The following is a 20,453-nucleotide window of genomic DNA, read 5'->3' on the forward strand; positions in this document are numbered from 1 at the left end:
CAAGCCAGAGCCACCACCGGACCCGAAGGCCAACGCCAAACACCCGCCACGCCCGAAGACCGCGCCACGGCCGCCTCCGGCCCAGAAACCCGACGCCAGGCACCGGCCACGGCCGCCCCCGTCGTCCCGCTCCACGCCACCCAGCCGCCCGGCCGCCAGCATCCGGCAGTCGACGCGGCCCGCCACCGGAACACCGGCCCTGCCGCCCCTGCCGCCCCTGCCGCACCGGCCGTCCCACCCCACGCCCTCGGCCACCCGCGTCCGTCCCTCCGACCCGGTGGGCCGAAGCGGTCGTAGAAACCGTTGTGAAAGGGCATGAGCCTGGCATGCGTTCCCCGTATCTGCCGCCGCCGTATCCGCCTCCGCCGGAGCGGGCGGCCGAGTTGTGCCGGAGGTTCGCGGAGGAGGCCCGGGCCGAGCGGCCGGATCTGGCGGCGCTGTGCCTGCTGATCGGTGCCGGGGCGGACCGCTCGCTGGACGAGGCCGGGATCGACGCCGCGCAGCTGGAGCTGGACCGGCTCGCGGGCGAGCTGCCGTACCGGCCGGGCGGGCCGGGCGACTGGGCGGAGGCCGTACGGCGGCTGCTCGGCGTGCGCCACGACTTCCACGGCACGCCCGGCGACTACCAGCGCCTGGAGTCCTCCCTGCTGCACGAGGTGCTGCGCCGGCGGCGCGGGCTGCCGATCCTGCTGTCGGTGGTGTGGCTGGAGGTCGCGCGGCGGGCGGGCGCCCCGGTGTACGGGGTCGCGCTGCCGGGGCACTTCGTGGTGGGTTTCGGGCCGCCCGAGGAGCAGGTGCTGGCCGATCCGTTCGACGGGGGACGGGTGCTGGCCGGGAGCGACGCGGAGCTGCTGGTGGTGGGGTCCACGGGAGCGCCGCTGGACGCCTCGATGCTGCGGCCCGCGGCGCCGCTGGAGATCGTCCAGCGGATCCTGAACAACATCCGGGCGTGGGCCGCCGCCCGCCCCGAGCGCTCGGACGTGGCCCTGTGGGCCGTGGAACTGGCGCTGCTGGTGCCCGCCCACCCGGCCCGGCTCCGCTACGAGCGGGGGCAGCTCCTGGTGCAGCGCGGCGAGTTCACCTCGGGCGCCGAAGAGCTGGAGTACTACGCCGACCTGATCGAGGTGGTGGACGAGTCGTCCGCGCAGAAGGTACGGCAGCAGGCGCACACCGCGCGGGCGATGCTCAACTGAGCCGTCACAGCCAGCCCTTCTCCCGCGCCGTCCGCACCGCCTCCGCCCGGTTGCGCACCGCCAGCTTCTGGATGGCCGTGGACAGGTAGTTGCGGACCGTGCCCTGCGACAGATGCAGGGTCTTGGCCAGCTCGGCGTTGGTGGATCCGTCGGCGGCCGCGCGCAGCACCTCGCGTTCGCGTTCGGTGAGCGGATTGGCGCCCTCGGCGAGCGCGGCGGCGGCGAGCGTGGGGTCGATGACCCGCTCGCCGGCCAGCACCTTGCGGATCGCCTCGGCGAGCTGCGCGGCCGGGGCGTCCTTGACGAGGAAGGCGTCGGCGCCCGCCTCCATGGCGCTGCGCAGATAGCCGGGGCGGCCGAAGGTGGTGAGGACGACCAGCTTGACCCGCGGGAACTCCCGGTGGACCCGGGCGGCCGCCTCGATGCCGGTGCAGCCGGGCATCTCGATGTCGAGCAGCGCCACGTCCACGCCGTGCGCGCCGACGGCGGCGAGCACCTGGTCGCCGCGCGCGACCTGGGCGACGACCTCGATGTCGTCCTCCAGCCCGAGCAGCGCGGCCAGGGCCTCGCGGACCATCGACTGGTCCTCGGCCAGCAGGACCTTGATCGTGCTCGTCATGCCCCGGATCCTACGTCCCCGCAGGGGCCGCCGGGACGCGGGCGACGAGCCGGAAACCGCGCTTGATCCGGGCCGCCTCCAGGGTGCCGCCGGCCTTCTCGAGCCGCTCCATCAGCCCGGTCAGACCGTTGCCCGGAATGCCGCCGGCGCCGCCGGATCCGTCGTCCTCGACGGAGAGCTCGAGGATCGCACCGTCGAGGGTCTGCCGCCGGGCGAGCTGGACGAGGCACTTCTCGGCGCCGCTGTGCCGGACCACGTTGGTGACCGCCTCGCGCAGCGCCCAGGCGAGCGCCGACTCGGACTGTTCGGGGACTCCGGTGAGGTCGGGCTCGGCGGGGACCTCGGCGGCGACGCCGGCGGCGGTCAGGGCGACCTGGGCGCCGGCGAGTTCGGCGGCGAGCCGGGGCCGCCGGTAGCCGGTGACGGCCTCCCGCACGTCGACCAGCGCCTGCCGGCTGACCTGCTCGATGTCGGCGACCTGCCGGGCCGCCTTGTCGGGATGGTCGGGCAGCATCCGGCCGGCCAGCTCGCTCTTCAGCGTGATCAGGGACAGGGAGTGGCCGAGCAGGTCGTGCAGGTCCCGGGCGAGCCGCAGCCGTTCCTCGTTCGCGGCGAGGTGGGCGACGGTGGCCCGCGCCTTCTGCAGCTCGACGGTCGTACGGATGAGCTGGCCGACCCCGACCATCGCGAACCCGATCAGCGGGACGAGGAGCAGGCTCTCGTCCGGTTTCACGTCCCAGCGCAGTCCGACCAGGTACATGGTCACGGTCGCCGCCGGGATCGCCCAGAACGCGGCCCGGACCGGCAGGGTCGCCCCGCAGGCGACCGACAGGTAGATGAACAGGCCGAGCCACGCGTCGCCGAGGCCGTACGTCAGCAGGGGGGCGAGGACGGCGAGGACCGCGAGCAGGGAGAGAACGACACGGGGGGTGAAGCGCCGGCCGATGTTCCGGAAGACCAGCGTGAGGTAGGCGGTGACGAAGGCGGCTAGGCCGAGCGCGCCGGCGACCGTGGCGACCGTGGTGTGCCGGCCGGAGGCCAGGTCCTTGACCGGGGAGCTGAGGAAGACCAGCCAGATCCCGATCCACAGTGTCTTGACCACCAGCTCGCGCCGGTTGCGCGGCCCCTGGCCGATGCGCACCTGGTGCTCCGGCCGCCGCTCGGGGGCCTGCTGGTCTTCCGTCATCGTGCTCACGCCTTCAGCGTGTCCTTCCGGTACAGCCAGGCCGCACCGCCCGCGAAGAGGACGAAGTAGACGGCGAGGACGGCGATGTCCGTGGCGTGCGGGGCCTGGCTCTGCTCGATCGACCGCCCCAGTGCAGCGTACGCGTGCGTGGGCAGCCATTTCGCGATGTCCTGCAGCGCCCTGGGAAAGGTGGTGGAGGGCATCCACAGGCCGCCGAGGATCGACAGACCGAAGTAGACGATCATGGTGATCGGGCGGACCGCGTCGCCGGAGGCGAGGTAGCCGATGGCGACGCCGAGCGCGGCGAAGACGAGGCTGCCGGCCCAGATGACCCCGGTGAGGGCGGCCCACTGCCAGGCGTCCAGGTGGACGCTCTTGATCACGGCGGCGGCCAGGAACACCACGACGATCGACGGCAGACTCACCACCGCGGCGCTGGCGGTCTTGGCGAGGACATAGCCGCGCCCCGGCAGCGAGGTCAGCCGCAGCTGCCGTACCCAGCCGCTCTCGCGCTCCTTGGCGATGCGCTCGCTGTTGCCCATCAGGACGGCGGTCAGCGCGCCGAAGGAGGCCATGGAGACCATCAGGTAGGTGGCGACGGTCAGGCCGGTGTCGTCGACCCTGGAGGTGGAGCCGGAGCTGCTGGAGAAGATCAGGAAGAGGATCGAGGGGTAGAGCACCGAGAAGAACAGGAATTTCTTGTTCCGGAAGGCGCGGGCCAGTTCCAGCTTGATCAGGGCGTTCATGACTGCTTGGCCTCCTCGGCCTCCGTGATGGCGACGAAGGCCTGCTCCAGACCGAGCCCGGCGACTTCGAGGTTGCGGGGGTAGACACCGAGGCCGTACAGGGCGTGCACGGTGGCGTCGGCGTCGGACGACTGGATGCGGACGGTCTGGCCCGACACGTCGATCGACGTCAGGAACGGCAGGGCGCGCAGCGCGGCCTCGTCGATCCCGCCCTCCAGGTCGAAGGAGACCCGCCGGGCGCCCGCCTTGGCCTTGATCTCGGCGGCGGTGCCGTCGGCGAGGAGCCGCCCGCGGTGCAGCACCAGGACGCGGTCCGCGATCGCGTCGGCCTCTTCGAGGTAGTGCGTGGCGAACAGGACGGTACGGCCCTGGTCGGCCTGCTCGCGCATGGTGGCCCAGAAGGCCTGGCGGGCGGAGACGTCCATGCCGGTGGTCGGCTCGTCCAGGATGATCAGGTCGCTGTCGCCGGCGGTGGCGAGCGCGAACCGGACGCGCTGGGACTGGCCGCCGGAGAGCTTGTCGACCTTGCGGTCGGCGATCTGCGCGATGCCCGCGCGGGCCATCACGTCGGCCGCCTTGTACGGCCTCGGGTGCAGCGCGCAGGACAGCTTCACCAGCTCCTCGACGGTGACCTCGTCCATCAGCCCGCCGCTCTGCAGCATGGCGCCGACCCGCCCGGCGACGATCGCGTCACGGGGGGCGCCGCCGAACAGGCTCACCGTGCCGCTGTCGGGGTGCTTCAGACCGAGGAGCAGGTCGAGGGTGGTGGACTTGCCGGCCCCGTTCGGGCCGAGGAGGGCGACGGTCTCGCCCGGGTACAGCCGGAGCGAGAGCCCGTCGACGGCCCGGACGCTCCCGTACGTCTTGGTCACCTGGTCGAAGCCGACCACCGGGGTGGTGGTGGCCGGTGCCGCAGTTGTCGTCATGGCGTCCATGCTCGCGGCGGCGGCCGGGTGCGGGGCAGTGTCGGGGGTCCTCAGTGCCGGATGACAGATGTCATACGGGCCGGGTGACGGTACGGCGAAGGGGCGCCCGGTGTCGCTGGGCGCCCCCTTCTTCCGCCTGTGTCCCCGTCAGCTCGGGTTGGTCTGGATGACCGCGACCCGGTTGGTCTTGCTGATCAGGGCCTGGCGCAGGGCGACGTAGACGTCCTGCGGGGTGACCGCCGTCTTCTTGCCGTTGCCGCGGGTGATGAGCACGCCGTCGAAGGCCCCGCCGTAGAGCTGCTTCAGGGCGTTGAGGTCGGGCTTGTCGGTCAGCTTGCCGTCCGCGGTGGGCACCACCTTGAGGAACTTCCAGAGGGATTTCTCCGGGCTCATCAGCACCACGTGCCCCGCGCCCGCCGACACGGTGACCTTGGCCGACATCGCCGGCTCCGCGAACTCCTTCATCTCGCGGTCGACCTCGGCGTTCGACACCATCGGCTGCCTGGTGGTCGTCGGGACGGTGACCGGGGTCGCGGTGTCCGTCTCCACCAGGGTGCGGTAGGCCTGCTCGACCGCCTGGGCCGACCGGCCCGCGTCGACGGCCTTGCCCGCCTTGCCGTAGACGGCGACCGCTCGGCCGGGCTTGAAGTCGATGCCGCCCTCGACGACCGAGCCGGAGCCGCCGCCGGCCTGCTGCAGCGCGGCCTGGAGCTTCTCCTCGTCCACCGGCATCGACGGCTCGATCACCCGCTTCTGCCCGAAGAGCGAGCCGATGACGTGCACCGGGTTGTAGTCGCTGGTCGCGGCCTTGCTCACGGTGTCCTGGAAGTCGAACTGGAGCCCGGCGTTCTCGGGGGTGATGCTGACCGTCCTGCCGCCGACGTCGAGCTTCAGCGGCTTGTTGACCCGGCCGCCGAAGGCGTCGTCGAGCTTCTTGACGGCGTCGTCACGGGTGCCGCCGCCGATGTCCAGGCCGAGGACCGTGGTGCCCTTGGGCACGTCGGTGCGGTTCATCAGCAGTCCGGCGCAGTAGGCGCCGCCCGCGACGACGACCACGCCGACGCCCAGCAGCACCAGCTTGCTGCGGCCCTTCTTCTTCGGCTTGGCCTGCGCCTTGGGGGCGCCGGCCGGCGGCGACGCGGGGGGCGTGGCCGGGCCGGCGGACGAGGGGCCGCCGTACGGGGCGGCGCCGGGGACGACCGGGATGCCGCTGGTGACGGTGTGCCCGGAGACGTGGTCGGCCGGGCGGTAGCCGGGCGTGCCCGGTTCGGGGGCCGGCTTCTGCGGGGTGAGGATCGCGGTGTCGTCGCTGAGCCCGCCGCCCGGGCCGAGTCCGCCGGGGCCGGCGCTGTGCGCTCCGGGGCCGCCGGGACGTGCCGGGCCTTCCAGGTCGGCGATGTCGGCGAGGGCGCTGCGGGGCGGCTTGGGGCCCTGGCCGCCGGGCGCGTAGCCGCCGCCGAGCGGGCCGCCGTCGAACGCTTCGCCGCCCGAGGGGGCGAGGGGGCCGTCGCCCGTGACCGGGCCGCTGGTGGGGCCGGCCGGGCCCTGCGGGCCGCCGGGGCCGCCGTGGCCGTGCGGGCCGTTGAAGCCGCTGGGACCGCCGGGTCCGCCCAGGCCGCCGGCTCCGCCGGCCGGGCCGCTGCCCGCCGCGGCGCCGAGGCCGTCGTGGTCGTTCGAGCCGGTGTCCGGGAAACCGTTCCGGCTCGCGCCGGGGGCGCCGCCGTAGCCGTCGGAGCCGCTCGCGCCGGAGCCGCCGAAGCCGTCCTGGTCGGCGTTCTCCGCGAAGTACGGGAGGTCGTCGCGGCGCGGCTCGCCGCCGGGGCCGCCGGAGCGGGAGCCGTTGCCGAGCGGGCCCGCGTTCAGGGCCTCGGTCACGTCGAAGGAGCCGGTGCCGCCGCCGTGTCCGGGGGCGACGGGGCCGCCGGTGGCGCCGGGCAGACCCTTGCCGTTCGTGGCGCCGGGGCGGGCGCCCGGCACGCTCATGGAGCCCACCACACCGCCGGGGCGGCCGCCACCGGGCCGGCTGCCACCGGAGCGTGCGCCGGTGGTACCGGCCGTACCCGGTGCTTCCGGTCCACCCGGACGGGCGCCCGACGCACTCGTGGCCGAACCGGAACCACCGGACATTCCGGCACCGTTCGTGCCACCGCCGCCCGGTCCGCCCTTGGCGGCGGACGACTTGCGGGGCGCGAACCAGTCGCTGGTCTTCTCCTCCGCCTGGGCCCCGGATCCGGCCGGGGCCTCGGCGGCGGGGGCCGCCGTGCGGTCGGCCGCCGGCCGGGGGTCGGCGGCGGGCGCCTCGTCCCCGGCGGCGCCGCTCTCCGCGACGGGCTTGCGCACCACGACCGGCGGAATGGGCCGGGACCCGGGGATGTTGATCCTGATCCGGGTCGTCAGCGTGGTCTCGGTCTTCTTCTCCTCCGGCCGCGTGCCCGAACGGCCCGCGTCCGTACCGTCGCCGGAAGCCATGGGGGTCCCGTACGGCGGCGTGCCGGACGGGTACGCGGCTCCGCCGCGCCCGTCGGGCCCGGTGGACGGAGTGTCAGTTTCACGACTCAAGGCAGGTTCTCCCAGTTGGCTTCGCCGCCCGTTCGACCTCAACTAGCTCGGGCGGCTCGGCGGCGCGCACCACCATACTGGCCACTTCTGCCGCTTATCCCATGACCGCCGAGGAAACCCACACGGGACTCGCACGCGCGTCCCGCGGCGAAGTGGTACGTCACTTGCCAAGTCGGGCGGGACCGCTCCGGGGTTGCCGCCCGGCGCCGACGGTGGCGCAGATCACAGCGAGCGCCATGCCGCCGAGCAGGAAGAGATAGGAGCCGAGTCCCGCCCCGAACAGGAAGTCACCTTCCGGGCGCGCGGTGGTGAGCAGGATGACGGTGACGATCCAGCCCACCACCGGTGCGACGGCCCCGCCCCGGCCGCCGGTGGCGTGCGCGCCGCCGAGGAACAGCCCGGCCGCGCCCGCGAGGGCGAGCAGCAGCCCGCCGGGGAACCAGGCGGCCTGCACGAGGGCGCCGGCGAGGCCCACGACGGCGCCGAGCACGACCAGGCCCAGGTAGGCGGCGATCCGTCCGGCCGAGGGCCGGCCGAGCGGCTGGGCGAGCAGCGAGCCGGGTCCGTCGGCGCTCACGCCGCCTCCTCGACGCCGGCGAACAGGTCGGTCTCGCCGGGCTCGGCCGTGCCGCGCACCAGCTCGTAGTACTCGGTGGTGAACAGCGGCTGGGCCAACTCGTTGGAGAGCGCGAAGTACGGCTCGGCCACCTCGATCTGGGTGGCGTGGGCGCGCATCGCGGCGGCCTTCGCCGCGGCGAAGGCGGCGCCGTCGACGGCGGTGGTGACCCGCGCGTCGTCGACCACGCCGGGCACGTCGGCGACGCTGCCGCCCTTGTCGAACGGCAGGGCGGGCAGCTCGTCCTGGAGGCGGGCGAAGGCGGCGTCGGCGACGGAGCGCGGGACGCGGTTCCAGTACACCTTGGCGATGCGGTGGCCGCGCTCGGCCGCGAGGTCGACGGCGCGCATGGCGACGCGGTGGGCCTGGATGTGGTCCGGGTGGCCGTAGCCGCCGTTGTCGTCGTACGTCACCAGGACCTGGGGCCGCACCTCGAGGATCACCTCCACCAGATGCCCGGCGGCCTCGTCGACGTCGGCCTGCCAGAAGCATCCGGGGTCGTCGTTGTCCGCGATGCCCATCATCGCGGAGTCGCCGTACCGCCCCGCCCCGCCGAGCAGCCGGGCGTCGGCCACGCCGAGCGCGCGTACGGCGGCGGCCAGCTCTCCCCGCCGGTGCGCGCCCAGCGCCGGGCCGGCCAGATGCCGCAGCTCCGGCGGGATGACCTCGCCCCGCTCCCCGAGGGTGCAGGTGACCAGCGTCACATGGGCGCCCTCGGCCGCGTACCGGGCCATGGTCGCGCCGTTGTTGATCGACTCGTCGTCCGGGTGCGCGTGCACGAGCAGCAGCCGCCGGGCAGGCAGTTCCGTCATGGGGCCACCCTACGATCCCGGCGGCCGACGTGCCGGGAGCCGTCCGGCGCCGGGCGGGGCCGCGCCCCCGGACAGGCGGATGTCAGAACTTGATGCTGCTGATCATGCTGGCGACGTTCGTGGTCAGTTGGCTGATCGTGGGGGCGACGGTCGAGGAGGCGAGGTAGAAGCCGAGCAGGATGCAGACGACGGCGTGACCGCCCTTCAGTCCGGACTTCTTGATGAGCAGGAAGACGATGATCGCCAGCAGCACCACCGCCGAAATCGAGAGTGCCACGGCGGCTCACCTCCAAAGATCGCCAGATCCAGATCAGTTGAGCAAATCCATGCAGACGCCAGCAGGTTGATACCCACACAGCGGTAGTGATCATAACTATCCGTACTCGCGCATCGCGCGGCGCACGGCCGCACAAGGGGGCGCATGGCCAATATGGTCGGGGTATGACGACCGAGTCCGACTCCTTCCCCCGTCGATACGCCCGGACCCAGCGGTTCACCCTCGGCGCGCCGCGCGCGTTCGCGGTGGCACCCGACGGCGCGCGTGTCGCGTTCCTGCGTTCCGGCTCCGGCACCGACCGGGCCAACTCCCTGTGGGTCATGGATCTTCCGGGCGGCGAAGAGCGCCTCGCGGCGGATCCCGGCGCCCTCCTCGGCGGCGCCGGCGAAGAGCTCTCCCCCGAGGAACGGGCGCGCCGGGAGCGCAGCCGGGAGGGGGGCGCCGGCATCGTCGGATACGCCACCGACACGGCCGTGGAGCTGGCGTCTTTCGCCTTGTCAGGGCGGCTGTTCACGGCCGAGTTGCGGGCCGGCACGACGCGCGAACTCCGGGTGCCGGGACCGGTGATCGACCCGCGCCCCTCCCCCGACGGCCGGCACATCGCGTACGTCGCGCAGGGCGCGCTGCGGGTGGTGGGGGCCGAGGGCGACGGCGACCGGGCGCTCGCCGAGCCGGAGCCCACGAACGGTCCGGGCCGGGTGACTTACGGGCTCGCGGAGTTCATCGCGGCCGAGGAGATGGGGCGTACACGGGGCTTCTGGTGGGCGCCGGACGGGCAACGGCTGCTCGTGGCGCGGGTGGACGACACGCCGGTGCCGCGGTGGTGGATCGCCGACCCGGCCCACCCGGAGCGTGAGCCACGCGACATCGCCTACCCGGCGGCGGGCACCGCGAACGCGGACGTACGGCTGTTCGTGCTCGGCCTCGACGGGGAGCGCACGGAGGTGGCGTGGGACCGCTCGCGCTATCCGTATCTGGCGCGAGTGCACTGGTCAGCGGCGGGTGCGCCGCTGCTGCTGGTGCAGGCGCGGGACCAGCGCAGCCAGCTGTTCCTGGCGGTGGACCCGGAGACCGGGGCGACGCGCATGGTGCACGCGGACGAAGATCCAACTTGGCTTGAACTGTTCGCCGGAGTGCCCTGCTGGAGCCCCGACGGGCAGCTCGTCCGGATCGCGGACGAGGGCGGCGCACGGGTGCTGGCGGTCGGTGAACGGCCCCTGACCAGGGGTCAGTTGCACATCCGGGCGGTGCTGGACGTGGGCGCCGACGACGTGCTGGTTTCCGCCTCGGCGGGCGAGGAGGCGCAGGTCCCCGAGGTCGGCGAGATCCACGTGTACCGCGTGAACGAACTCGGCGTGGAGCGCGTGTCGCAGGAGCCCGGTGTGCACACGGCCGTGCGCGCCGGGAACGTGACCGTCCTGGTGTCCGCGGCGCTGGACACTCCGGGCTCCCGTGTCCAGGTGCTGCGTGACGGAAAACCGGCGGCGACTGTCCGGTCGTACGCCGAAGATCCTGGTTTGTCCCCCCGCGTGACGCTGACCCTGGGGGGCGCACGCCGAATCCCGTGCGCCGTGCTTATGCCACGGGACTACCACGGTGACACTCCCCTGCCCGTCCTCATGGACCCCTACGGCGGCCCGCACGGCCAGCGGGTGGTCGCCGCGCACAACCCCCACCTGACCTCCCAGTGGTTCGCCGACCAGGGTTTCGCCGTGGTCGTGGCCGACGGCCGGGGCACTCCGGGGCGCTCGCCGGCCTGGGAGAAGTCGATCCGGGACGAGGTGGCGGCCACCGTGGTGGAGGACCAGGTCGACGCGCTGCACGCGCTCGCCGACCGGTTCCCGCTGGACCTGGGACGGGTGGCCGTCCGCGGCTGGTCCTTCGGCGGCTACCTGGCGGCGCTGGCGGTGCTGCGCCGCCCCGACGTCTTCCACGCGGCGGTCGTCGGCGCCCCGGTCACCGACCTGCGCCTGTACGACACCCACTACCAGGAGCGCTACCTCGGCCACCCGGGCGAGCAGCCCGAGGTCTACCGCCGCAACTCGGTGATCGACGACGCGGGCCTGGTCGACCCGGCCGAGCCGCACCGCCCGATGATGATCATCCACGGGCTGGCGGACGACAACGTGGTCGTCGCCCACTCCCTGCGGCTGTCCTCCGCCCTGCTCGCCGCGGGCCGTCCACACGAGGTGCTGCCGCTGTCCGGGGTGACGCACATGACCCCGCAGGAGACCGTCGCGGAGAACCTGCTGCGGCTGCAGCTGGACTTCCTCCGGCGCTCGCTGCCGCAACCGGGCAATTGACCGTGAACCGCGTTAACGCGCAGGCAACTTCACGGAAGCGGTACCGATATACGGACGCGTCAGGCTGATCAGCGTACGGCCGTGCGGGTGCCGTGAACGGGCCGGGGTGCACCATGTCACCCCGGCCCGTTGCCGTGGGTGCCCTCCGCCGGCACCACCTGCCTCTCCTCCGCGAAGTGACAGGCCGAGTCGTGGGCCGCCGGGCCGGACGTGCCGTGGAACGCGGCCGGGACCGCGAGCGCCGGCACCTCCCGGGCGCAGCGCTCCTGCGCCTTCCAGCAGCGGGTGCGGAAGCGGCAGCCGGAGGGGATGTTCGTCGGGGACGGCACGTCTCCGCTGAGGATGATCCGCTCGCGGCGCTCCCGCGCCTCGGGGTCCGGGACCGGCACCGCCGAGAGCAGCGCCTGCGTATAGGGGTGCGTGGGGTGGTCGTAGATCTCGGCGTCCCGGCCGATCTCCACGATCCGGCCCAGGTACATGACGCCGACCCGGTCGGAGATGTGCCGGACGATGGACAGGTCGTGCGCGATGAAGACGTAGGAGAGGTCGAACTCCGACTGCAGCCGCGCCAGCAGATTGATCACCTGGGCCTGCACCGACACGTCCAGCGCCGACACCGGCTCGTCGGCGACGATCACCTCCGGGCGCAGCGCCAGCCCGCGCGCGATGCCGATGCGCTGGCGCTGGCCGCCGGAGAACTGGTGCGGGTAGCGGTTGACGTACTCCGGGTTGAGGCCGACCACGTCCAGCAGCTCCTGGACCCGGCGGCGGCGGTCGCCCTTGGGCGCGACCTCGGGGTGGATGTCGTACGGCTCCCCGATGATGTCGCCGACCGTCATCCGGGGGTTGAGGGACGTGTACGGGTCCTGGAAGACCATCTGGATGTTCCGGCGGACGGCTTTCAGCGCGCGGCCGGACAGGCGGGTGATGTCCTCCCCCTTGAACCGGATGGTGCCGGCCGTCGGCCGCTCCAGGTTGCAGAGCATCCTGGCGACCGTCGACTTGCCGCAGCCCGACTCGCCGACGATGCCGAGGGTTTCGCCCTTGCCGAGGGCGAAGTCGACGCCGTCGACGGCCTTCACCGCGCCGACCTGCTTCCTGAACAGCACGCCGCGGGTCAACGGGTAGTGCTTGACGAGCCCGGACACTTCGAGGATCGGGTCAGTCACCGAGGTCGTCGCGGCCATCGAGGCACTCCCTCCAGAAGTGGCAGGCGCTGCCGCGGGTGCCGGAGACCTGGTACAGCGGGGGTTCGTCGCTGCGGCAGACGTCCCTCGCCAGCGGGCAGCGCGGGTGGAAGGAACAGCCCGGCGGGATGTCCATCAGGTTCGGTGGCAGGCCCTGGATGGCGTACAGCTGGCGGCCCTTCTGGTCCAGGCGCGGGATGGAGTCCAGCAGACCGCGGGTGTAGGGGTGGGCCGGCGCCTTGTAGATGTCGCGGACGGGGGCGGACTCCACGATCTTCCCGGCGTACATCACCGCGATCCGGTCGGCGACGTCCGCCACGACGCCCAGATCGTGGGTGATGAGGATGAGCCCCATGCGGTACTCGCGCTGCAACTCCGCCAGCAGGTCCATGACCTGGGCCTGCACGGTGACGTCCAGGGCCGTCGTCGGCTCGTCGGCGATGATCAGCGCCGGTTCCAGGGCCAGCGCCATGGCGATCATGATGCGCTGGCGCATGCCGCCGGAGAACTGGTGGGGGTAGTCCCGCACCCGCTGGGCGGCGGCCGGGATGCGCACCCGCTCCATCAGCTCCACGGCCCTGGCCCGCGCGTCCTTCCTGGACATGCCCCGGTGTACGACGAACATCTCGCCCAGCTGGTCGCCCACGGTCAGGACGGGGTTGAGGGCCGACAGGGCGTCCTGGAAGATCATCGCCATCCCGGCGCCCCGGATCCTGCGCCGCTCCTCCTCCTTCATCCGCAGCAGATCCCGCCCCTGGAAGAGGATGCGCCCGCCGGCGATCCGCCCCGGCGGCATGTCGAGGATCCCCATCACGGCCTGCGCGGTGACGGACTTCCCCGACCCCGACTCCCCGAGCACGGCCAGGGTCTCCCCCGCGTCGACCTCGTAACTCACCCCGTTGACGGCCCGCGCGACCCCGTCCCGGGTCCGGAACTCCACCCGCAGATCCCGCACTTCGAGCAGCACGCCACCCTCACCTCAACTTCGGATCCAGGGCGTCGCGGACCGCGTCGCCGAGCATGACGAAGGACTGCGTCCCACACGCCGACACTCCCGAGCGCCACAGCAGGGCACACCCCGACCCTCCCCGCCCCTCACGCACTTCGCACGGCACATCCCTCACCTCAACTTCGGATCCAGGGCGTCGCGGACCGCGTCGCCGAGCATGATGAAGGCCAGGACCGTGACGGCCAGGGCGCCGGAGGGCCACAGGAGGGCGTGGGGGGCGTTGCGGATGTAGGGGGAGGCGGCGGAGATGTCGATGCCCCACGAGACGCTCGGCGGTTTGAGGCCGACACCGAGGTACGACAGCGTGGCCTCCAGTGCGATGTACGTGCCCAGCGCGATGGTCGCCACCACGATCACCGGCGCCACGGCGTTCGGCGCGATGTGGCGCAGCAGGATGCGGGAGTCGGACGCGCCGAGGGCGCGGGCGGCCTGGACGTAGTCGTTCTGCTTGGCGGTGATGACCGCGCCGCGCGCGATACGGCCGATCTGCGGCCAGCCCAGCAGCACCATGAACCCGATGACCGGCCAGACCGTGTTGCTGGTGACCACCGAGAGCAGGACCAGGCCGCCGAGGACGACCGGGATGGCGAAGAAGATGTCGGTGATCCGGGACAGGACCGAGTCCCAGACGCCGCCGAAGTAGCCGGCCAGCGCGCCCAGCACCGAGCCGAGGACGGCCACCCCGAGCGTCGCCAGCACGCCCACGGTGACGGACGTACGGGCGCCATACACCGTGCGCGTGTAGACGTTGCAGCCCTGCCCGTCGTACCCGAAGGGCGCGCCCGGCCCCGCGCCGTCCTGGGCCCGGGCGAGGTCGCACTTCAGGGGGCTGCCGGAGGCGATCGCCGACGGCCACAGGGAGATGAGGACGAGGAAGAGGATCACCACGGCGGAGACGAGGAAGACCGGGTTGCGGCGCAGGTCACGCCAGGCGTCGGACCACAGGGACCGGGGTTTGCCCGCGGGGCCGGCGCCCTTTGGGCCTCCCGGCGCCCGCTCCAGCGTGGTGGCCTCGCTCGCGCCGAGGTCCATCGCGCCCCCCATGCCGGTCCCGGCGATCGCGCCCTCGGGCTCGTACGGCTGCTCAGGCATAGCGGATCCTCGGGTCGAGTACGGCGTACAGGAGGTCGACGAGGAGGTTGGCGACGAGGAAGACCAGCACGAGGACGGTCACGAACCCGACGACCGTCTGCGTGTTCTGGCGCAGGATGCCCTGGTAGAGCTGGAAGCCGACGCCGTGGATGTTGAAGATCCGCTCGGTGACGATCGCGCCGCCCATCAGCGCGCCGACGTCCGCGCCGATGAAGGTGACCACGGGGATCAGCGAGTTGCGCAGCAGGTGCCGGACGACGACCCGGCGCCGCGGCAGGCCCTTGGCGATGGCGGTGCGGACGTAGTCGGCCCGCTTGTTCTCGGCGATGGAGGTGCGGGTCAGCCGGGTGACGTAGGCGAGGGAGACGGAGGCGAGGACCAGGCCGGGCACGATCAGCTCGTCGTAGCTTCCGTAGCGGACGGACGGGCTGATCCACTGCCACTTGATGCCGAGCAGCAGCTGGAGCAGCAGGCCGGCGACGAAGGTGGGCACGGAGATCACCACCAGGGTGGCCAGCAGCACCCCGGTGTCGACGGGCCGGCCGCGCCGCATGCCGGTCAGCACGCCGAGCGACACGCCGATGAGGATCTCGAAGAGGATGGCGACGATCGTCAGCCGGATGGTGACGGGGAACGCCGTGCCCATCAGCTCGGTGACCTTCTGGCCGTTGAAGGCGGTGCCGAAGTCGCCGGTGAACAGGTTGCCCATGTAGGTCGCGTACTGCTGCCACAGCGGCTTGTCCAAGCCGAACTCCCGCTTGAGCTGGGCGGCGGTCGCCGGGTCGCAGGCCCGCTCGCCGCACAGGCCGGCGACGGGGTCGCCCATCACGTTGACCATGAGGAAGATCAGCAGGGTGGACCCGATGAACACCGGGACCATCTGCAGCAGCCGCCGCGCGACGTAGCGTCCCATGGCCGCTCAGCCGACCCTGATCTCGTTGTAGACCGGCACGCTGAACGGGTTGAGGGCGACGTGGGAGAGCCGGGAGGTGTAGCCGGCGCTGCCGTTCTGGTACCAGAGCGGGATGGCCGCCATGTTGTCGCGGACGACCTCCTCGGCCTGCTGGAAGAGACGGACGGCGGCGGCCTGGCCGGTCTCGGCGTTGGCCCGGTCGACGAGCCGGTCGAACTGCTTGTCCGACCACTTTCCGTCGTTGGAGGAGGCGCCCGTGTAGTACAGCGGCTGCAGGAAGTTCTGGATCAACGGGTAGTCCATCTGCCAGCCGGCCCGGAAGGGACCGGTCATCTTGTGCTGCCCGATCTGGTTGCGGAAGTCGGCGAAGGTGCCGACCGGGTTGCCGACGCAGGCCTTGTCGTCGCCGAGGGCGTTGTTGATGGAGTTGCACACGGCGTCCACCCACTGCTTGTGCGAGCCGGTGTCCGCGTTGTAGGTGATCCTCAGCCGGCCGCCGGGGATCCCGCCGCCCTCCTGGACGAGCTTCTTGGCCCGCACGGGGTCGTAGTCGCAGGCGTGGCCGCACAGTCCGGGCTTGTAGCCGCCGGCCGTGCCGAGGACCGGGGAGGTCCAGTCGGTGGCCGGGGTGCGGGTGCCCCGGAAGATGGTCTCGGTGATCTGCCTGCGGTTGATCGCCATGGACAGGCCGGTGCGGACCTTGCGCGCCCCGCTGGTGTTCCACCTGGGGTCGTAGTACGGGAAGGCCAGGGTCTGCAGGATGCCGGCCGGGGTGTTGATGTAGCGGCCGTTCAGATCGGTCCGGACGTTCTTGAGCTGGGTGGAGGGCACGTCGTCGACCAGGTCGAGGTTGCCGGCCAGGACGTCGGTGTAGGCGGTGTTGCTGTCGGTGTAGACCAGCAGGGTCACGCCGGTGTTCCGCGCCTTGTCGGGGCCGGGGTAGCCGTCCCATCTCCTGAGGGTCATCGCCGAGCCCCTGGCGTAGGACTCGATCCGGTACGGCCCGTTGCCGACCGGCTTCCTCAGCCAGGCGGCGTGGTCGGTGAAGAAGGCGCGGGGCAGCGGGGCGAAGGCGGCGTAGCCGAGGGTGTCGGGGAAGCCGGAGAACTTCTGGTTGAGCCGCACGGTGAAGGTCAGCGGGCCGGTGACCTTCAACCCGGACAGGGTGCCGGCTCTCTGGGCGCCGGTGTCGGGGTGGACCTTGTCGTAGCCGTCGATGTACGCGAAGAAATAGGCGTCCTTCTGGTTGTTCCTCAGGCTCGCCCCGTAGTTCCAGGCGTCCACGAAGGAGCGGGCGGTCACCTTCTCACCGTTGGAGAAGGTCCAGCCGTCCTTCACCCGGATCGTGAAGTTCCGCGAGTCCGTGGTGTCGATGGACTGCGCGAGCCAGTTCTGGGCCTTGCCGGTCCTCGGGTCGTACTTCTTCAGGCCCCGGAAGATCATGTCGAGGACCTTGCCGCCCTGCACCTCGTTGGTGTTCGCGGGCTCCAGCGGGTTCTGCGGGTCGCCCCAGGAGGAGGTCAGCACCCCGGCGCCGCCGAAGCCCGCACTGTCCCCGCATCCGGTGGCCAGCAGCCCGGCGGCGAGGGCGCAGACGGCCCAGCGAGCGCAGGTGACTCCACCCATGGCTGCCTCCTCCGCGATCACTGACCCGATACCGGTCAATATCTGCCCATACGTCACATACCGCATGCGCACTGGCGAGGTGAGGGGCCGTTGGAGGGATGCGTTCGCCCGGGCACGGACGGTCACGGGGGACACGCACAGACGATCTTGACCAAGCGTGCAATAGATCTTCGGACAACGATGCCGAAACGTTGGATTCAGACGGGGTGATGTACGCATTTCGACACCTCGGCGTCCGCATAACGAACCTGTTGACCGATTGGTCCGAACAGTCCGATGTGAAGCACGAACAGATCACGGCACGCTACCCGCGTAGCTACGGAATGATCAAGCGAGAGTAAAGAAAGCAAAGACGCAACCAAGGCGGACCAGAATTTATTGACCCTGCATGAATTGCGTTGAAAAAGTCCGGCGTAGCCCGTAGGGGAGCGCCCTGCGGAGCCTTGACCCACAAGGCACGGAGCATCATGACCACCCCCGCATCCCCTTCCCCGGCCGCCCCACTCGAGGTGACCAAAGAAGACAGCGCCCCATCGGCCACGCCCGGCACCCCGAAGGGCACCGAGAGCCGCTCTCCGGGTCGGCTGGCCTGGACCCGCTTCAAGCGGGACCGGACGGGCGTCATATCCGCCTTCGTGGTGATCTTCTTCTTCGTCATCGGCATCGCCGCGCCGCTGATCGCCAAGGTGTACGGGAAGGATCCGTACACGACGTACGGCATGAACATCCCGGGCCTGTTCAACGAGTTCAACTACCCGGTCAAGCCCAACGGCGGCATCAGCTCCGACTTCTGGTTCGGCATCGAGCCGCAGCTCGGACGGGACGTCTTCACGTTCCTGCTCTACGGCATCCGCAACTCGCTGCTGATCGCGACCGCCGCCGCGCTGCTGACGACCCTGCTGGGTGTCGTCATCGGCGTCACCGCCGGCTACCTCGGCGGCAAGACCGACTACCTCGTCGGCCGCGTCATCGACATCCTGCTGGCGTTCCCGCAGACGCTGTTCTTCATCGCCTTCTGGCCCGTTGTCCTGGCGATCTTCGTCGAGCCGACCGACAACACTCCGGTCTGGCTGACCGTCACCAGCCTCATCCTGGTGATGACGGCCTTCGGCTGGGCCTCCATCGCGCGTCTGCTGCGCGGTGAGGTACTCGCCCTGCGCGAGCGCGAGTTCGTAGAGGCCGCCAAGGTCACCGGCGCGTCCCCCGCCCGGATCATCTTCAAGGAACTGCTGCCCAACCTGTGGACTCCGATCCTCATCCAGGCAACGCTCCTCCTCCCGACCTATGTCACCGCTGAAGCGGGTCTCGCGTTCCTCGGCGTCGGTCTCCAGGACCCGACCCCCGACTGGGGCGTAATGATCCAGAACGGCGCCAAGGTCTACCAGAACGACATCACCTTCATGCTCTTCCCGGGCCTGTCGATGGTGATCTTCGTCGTCGCCTTCAATCTGCTCGGCGACTCGGTCCGCGACGCCCTGGACCCGAAGACCAAGCGCTGAGTTCCACTCCGGCCCGGCGACGGGGCCCGGCCGGGGTCAAGCACCACTTGTCATCCCTAACGAACGGGTCAGCCATGTCTCTCTCCCGCAGAAACTTCGTCATCGCCACCACTGTCGCGGCCGCAGGCTCGACGCTGCTGTCCGCATGCAGCAGCGGCGACGCGGGCGGCAGCGGCTCCCCGAGCGCCGGCGCCACCTCCTACACGGGCGCCAAGGTCACCATCGGCACCAAGGCCGACTCCACCGGCCCCGCCCCCGAGATCCCCGGCGCGAAGAAGGGCGGCACGATCTACGGCCTGTCCCCGGACGACTTCTCGCACCTGGACCCGCAGCGCATCTACTACGCGTACAACTCCACGGTCGCGCTGCTCCTGCACCGCTGCCTGACCGGTTACAAGATCGACTCCTCCGGTCATCAGAAGCTCGTCGGCGACCTCGCCACCGACACCGGCACCCCCTCCAAGGACAACAAGACCTGGACCTTCACGCTGAAGGAGGGTCTGAAGTGGGAGGACGGCAGCGAGCTGACCGTCGAGGACGTCCGCCACGGCATCGAGCGCCTGTGGGCCCCGTTCATCACCGAGAGCGGCACCTACGTTCAGATGGCCCTGACCGGCAAGGGCGCCAAGTGGCGTGACGCCTACGAGGGCCCGTACAAGGGCAAGCACCTCGACTCGATCGTCACCGACAAGGCCAAGCGGACCATCACCTTCCACCTGGCCGAGCCGAAGCCGGACTTCAACTTCACACTGGCGATGCACTCGTACGCCGCCACGTCGCCGAAGCTCGACACCAAGGAGAAGTACGACAAGAACCCGGCGGCCTGCGGTCCGTACAAGATCAAGGCGCACACCACCGACAAGTCGATGGTGCTGACCCGCAACAAGTACTGGGACCCGGCCACGGACTCGATCCGCAACGCCTACCCGGACGGCTTCGAGTTCATCTTCGGCGTCGAGACCCTGGACAGCACCGACCGACTGATCGCCAACCAGGGCAACGACCAGTACGCGGTGTCGATCTACAAGGGCGTCCCGGCCGAGCGCATCCAGAAGGTCCTCACCGACCCGGAGCTGAAGAAGCGCACCTTCAACGGCCTGTTGACGGGCACCTACTACTACCCGATCAACACCAAGCGTGTCACCGACCTGAAGGTCCGCCAGGCCCTCATCCACGCCTGGCCGCTGCAGCAGATCCGGCAGATCTACGGCGGCCCGTCCGCTGGTGACATCGCCACCTCGATCCTCAGCCCCGACATCATCGGCTACGAGAAGTACGACCTCTACGGCAAGCTGAAGAAGCCGCAGGGCGACCCGGCCAAGGCCAAGGCGCTGCTGAAGGAGGCCGGCAAGCTGGGCATGAAGATCGTCTACGCCTTCCCGCAGGACCCGACCTACCTCAAGACCAAGGTCGTCATCGAGAACGCGCTGAAGGCGGCCGGCTTCAACCCGGTCATGAAGCCGATCGACTCCACGTCGTACTACGACCAGATCCAGCAGATCGACAACAGCTACGACGTGATGTGGTTCGGCTGGTCCCCGGACTGGCCCACCGCTTACACGATGATCGAGCCGCTGTTCGACGGTGCCGCCATCGGCAACGGCCAGAACAACGTGTCGCAGACGAACATCGGCTGGATCAACGACGCGATCAAGAAGAACGCGGTGATCCCGAACCAGGCCGAGGCCGGCAAGGCATGGGCCGCCCTGGACAAGAAGATCATGCAGGAGGTTGCGCCGATCATCCCCGAGACGTTCACCCGCCGCTTCTACGTGTACGGCTCGAAGGTGGGCGGTGCCCAGTTCGACCCGAACTTCTCCGCGACCCTGCTGTACAAGACCTTCGTGAAGGCCTGACGTACGGCCCCCTGGCGGGGCGGCCACGGTGCCG

The 20,453-nt window shown here is 71.1% G+C and carries 17 protein-coding genes; 4 read left to right on the plus strand and 13 right to left on the minus strand.

The genetic code is table 11. The features are described 5' to 3' along the window. The first annotated feature begins 326 nt into the window (after positions 1–326). Positions 327–1,193, plus strand: coding sequence for a transglutaminase-like domain-containing protein (locus tag AB0950_RS00885; RefSeq protein WP_366777499.1), 867 nt, complete (start codon positions 327–329; stop codon positions 1,191–1,193). 4 nt (positions 1,194–1,197) lie between these two features. Here AB0950_RS00885 and AB0950_RS00890 read toward each other — a convergent pair whose 3' ends face one another. The 8 genes from AB0950_RS00890 to AB0950_RS00925 all read right to left on the minus strand — a co-directional run bounded on the left by AB0950_RS00890 (position 1,198) and on the right by AB0950_RS00925 (position 8,934). Next, on the minus strand, positions 1,198–1,812 hold the full coding sequence (locus AB0950_RS00890; protein ID WP_360159947.1) for a response regulator transcription factor: 615 nt from the start codon (positions 1,810–1,812) through the stop codon (positions 1,198–1,200). Between the two features lie 10 nt (positions 1,813–1,822). Then, the gene (locus AB0950_RS00895; RefSeq protein WP_360574883.1) at positions 1,823–3,007 is read right to left on the minus strand and encodes a histidine kinase; all 1,185 of its coding nucleotides are present in this window, start codon (positions 3,005–3,007) and stop codon (positions 1,823–1,825) included. Next, complete coding sequence (locus AB0950_RS00900) at positions 3,004–3,744, minus strand: ABC transporter permease (protein ID WP_360159946.1); 741 nt, start codon at positions 3,742–3,744, stop codon at positions 3,004–3,006. The genes AB0950_RS00895 and AB0950_RS00900 overlap by 4 nt, the downstream gene beginning before the upstream one ends. Beyond that, a complete protein-coding gene (locus AB0950_RS00905) occupies positions 3,741–4,670 on the minus strand; it encodes an ABC transporter ATP-binding protein (RefSeq protein ID WP_360159945.1) in 930 nt (309 codons plus the stop codon). The genes AB0950_RS00900 and AB0950_RS00905 overlap by 4 nt, the downstream gene beginning before the upstream one ends. 147 nt (positions 4,671–4,817) lie before the next feature. Then, on the minus strand, positions 4,818–7,229 hold the full coding sequence (locus AB0950_RS00910) for a hypothetical protein (protein ID WP_366777500.1): 2,412 nt from the start codon (positions 7,227–7,229) through the stop codon (positions 4,818–4,820). Between the two features lie 160 nt (positions 7,230–7,389). Then, the gene (locus tag AB0950_RS00915; protein WP_360159943.1) at positions 7,390–7,806 is read right to left on the minus strand and encodes a DUF6113 family protein; all 417 of its coding nucleotides are present in this window, start codon (positions 7,804–7,806) and stop codon (positions 7,390–7,392) included. After that, the gene (mshB, locus tag AB0950_RS00920; RefSeq protein ID WP_366777501.1) at positions 7,803–8,657 is read right to left on the minus strand and encodes an N-acetyl-1-D-myo-inositol-2-amino-2-deoxy-alpha-D-glucopyranoside deacetylase; all 855 of its coding nucleotides are present in this window, start codon (positions 8,655–8,657) and stop codon (positions 7,803–7,805) included. Before mshB ends, AB0950_RS00915 begins: the two co-directional genes overlap by 4 nt. An 82-nt stretch (positions 8,658–8,739) precedes the next feature. Next, on the minus strand, positions 8,740–8,934 hold the full coding sequence (locus tag AB0950_RS00925) for a hypothetical protein (RefSeq protein WP_116147688.1): 195 nt from the start codon (positions 8,932–8,934) through the stop codon (positions 8,740–8,742). A 164-nt stretch (positions 8,935–9,098) separates the two neighbouring features. Between AB0950_RS00925 and AB0950_RS00930 the strand changes: the two genes are divergently transcribed. Then, positions 9,099–11,237, plus strand: a complete 2,139-nt coding sequence (locus tag AB0950_RS00930; RefSeq protein WP_360159941.1) for a prolyl oligopeptidase family serine peptidase — start codon at positions 9,099–9,101, stop codon at positions 11,235–11,237. A gap of 116 nt (positions 11,238–11,353) precedes the next feature. Here the strand turns inward: AB0950_RS00930 and AB0950_RS00935 are convergent, their stop codons facing one another. The 5 genes from AB0950_RS00935 to AB0950_RS00955 all read right to left on the minus strand — a co-directional run bounded on the left by AB0950_RS00935 (position 11,354) and on the right by AB0950_RS00955 (position 17,064). Continuing rightward, positions 11,354–12,424 carry a dipeptide ABC transporter ATP-binding protein gene (locus tag AB0950_RS00935; protein WP_366777502.1) on the minus strand — a complete coding sequence of 357 codons (1,071 nt, stop codon included), beginning with the start codon at positions 12,422–12,424 and terminating at the stop codon, positions 11,354–11,356. Continuing rightward, on the minus strand, positions 12,399–13,391 hold the full coding sequence (locus AB0950_RS00940) for an ABC transporter ATP-binding protein (RefSeq protein ID WP_366777503.1): 993 nt from the start codon (positions 13,389–13,391) through the stop codon (positions 12,399–12,401). The genes AB0950_RS00935 and AB0950_RS00940 overlap by 26 nt, the downstream gene beginning before the upstream one ends. A 153-nt stretch (positions 13,392–13,544) precedes the next feature. Beyond that, positions 13,545–14,525 carry an ABC transporter permease gene (locus AB0950_RS00945; RefSeq protein ID WP_360159938.1) on the minus strand — a complete coding sequence of 327 codons (981 nt, stop codon included), beginning with the start codon at positions 14,523–14,525 and terminating at the stop codon, positions 13,545–13,547. Beyond that, positions 14,518–15,438: an ABC transporter permease gene (locus tag AB0950_RS00950; protein ID WP_366777504.1), complete on the minus strand. Its 921-nt coding sequence runs from the start codon at positions 15,436–15,438 to the stop codon at positions 14,518–14,520. Before AB0950_RS00950 ends, AB0950_RS00945 begins: the two co-directional genes overlap by 8 nt. A gap of 6 nt (positions 15,439–15,444) precedes the next feature. Continuing rightward, positions 15,445–17,064, minus strand: coding sequence for an ABC transporter substrate-binding protein (locus tag AB0950_RS00955; RefSeq protein WP_360159936.1), 1,620 nt, complete (start codon positions 17,062–17,064; stop codon positions 15,445–15,447). 467 nt (positions 17,065–17,531) lie between these two features. On the opposite strand from AB0950_RS00955, the gene AB0950_RS00960 reads away from it, so the two are divergent. Both AB0950_RS00960 and AB0950_RS00965 read left to right on the plus strand, forming a co-directional pair. Continuing rightward, entirely contained in the window at positions 17,532–18,563 is a 1,032-nt protein-coding gene (locus tag AB0950_RS00960; RefSeq protein WP_366777505.1) for an ABC transporter permease, read from the plus strand. Between the two features lie 74 nt (positions 18,564–18,637). Next, on the plus strand, positions 18,638–20,419 hold the full coding sequence (locus AB0950_RS00965) for an ABC transporter substrate-binding protein (RefSeq protein ID WP_360159934.1): 1,782 nt from the start codon (positions 18,638–18,640) through the stop codon (positions 20,417–20,419). The last annotated feature ends 34 nt before the right edge of the window (positions 20,420–20,453 follow it).

Origin of the sequence: Streptomyces sp. NPDC007189 (assembly GCF_040703635.1) — a bacterium.
Taxonomy (GTDB): domain Bacteria; phylum Actinomycetota; class Actinomycetes; order Streptomycetales; family Streptomycetaceae; genus Streptomyces.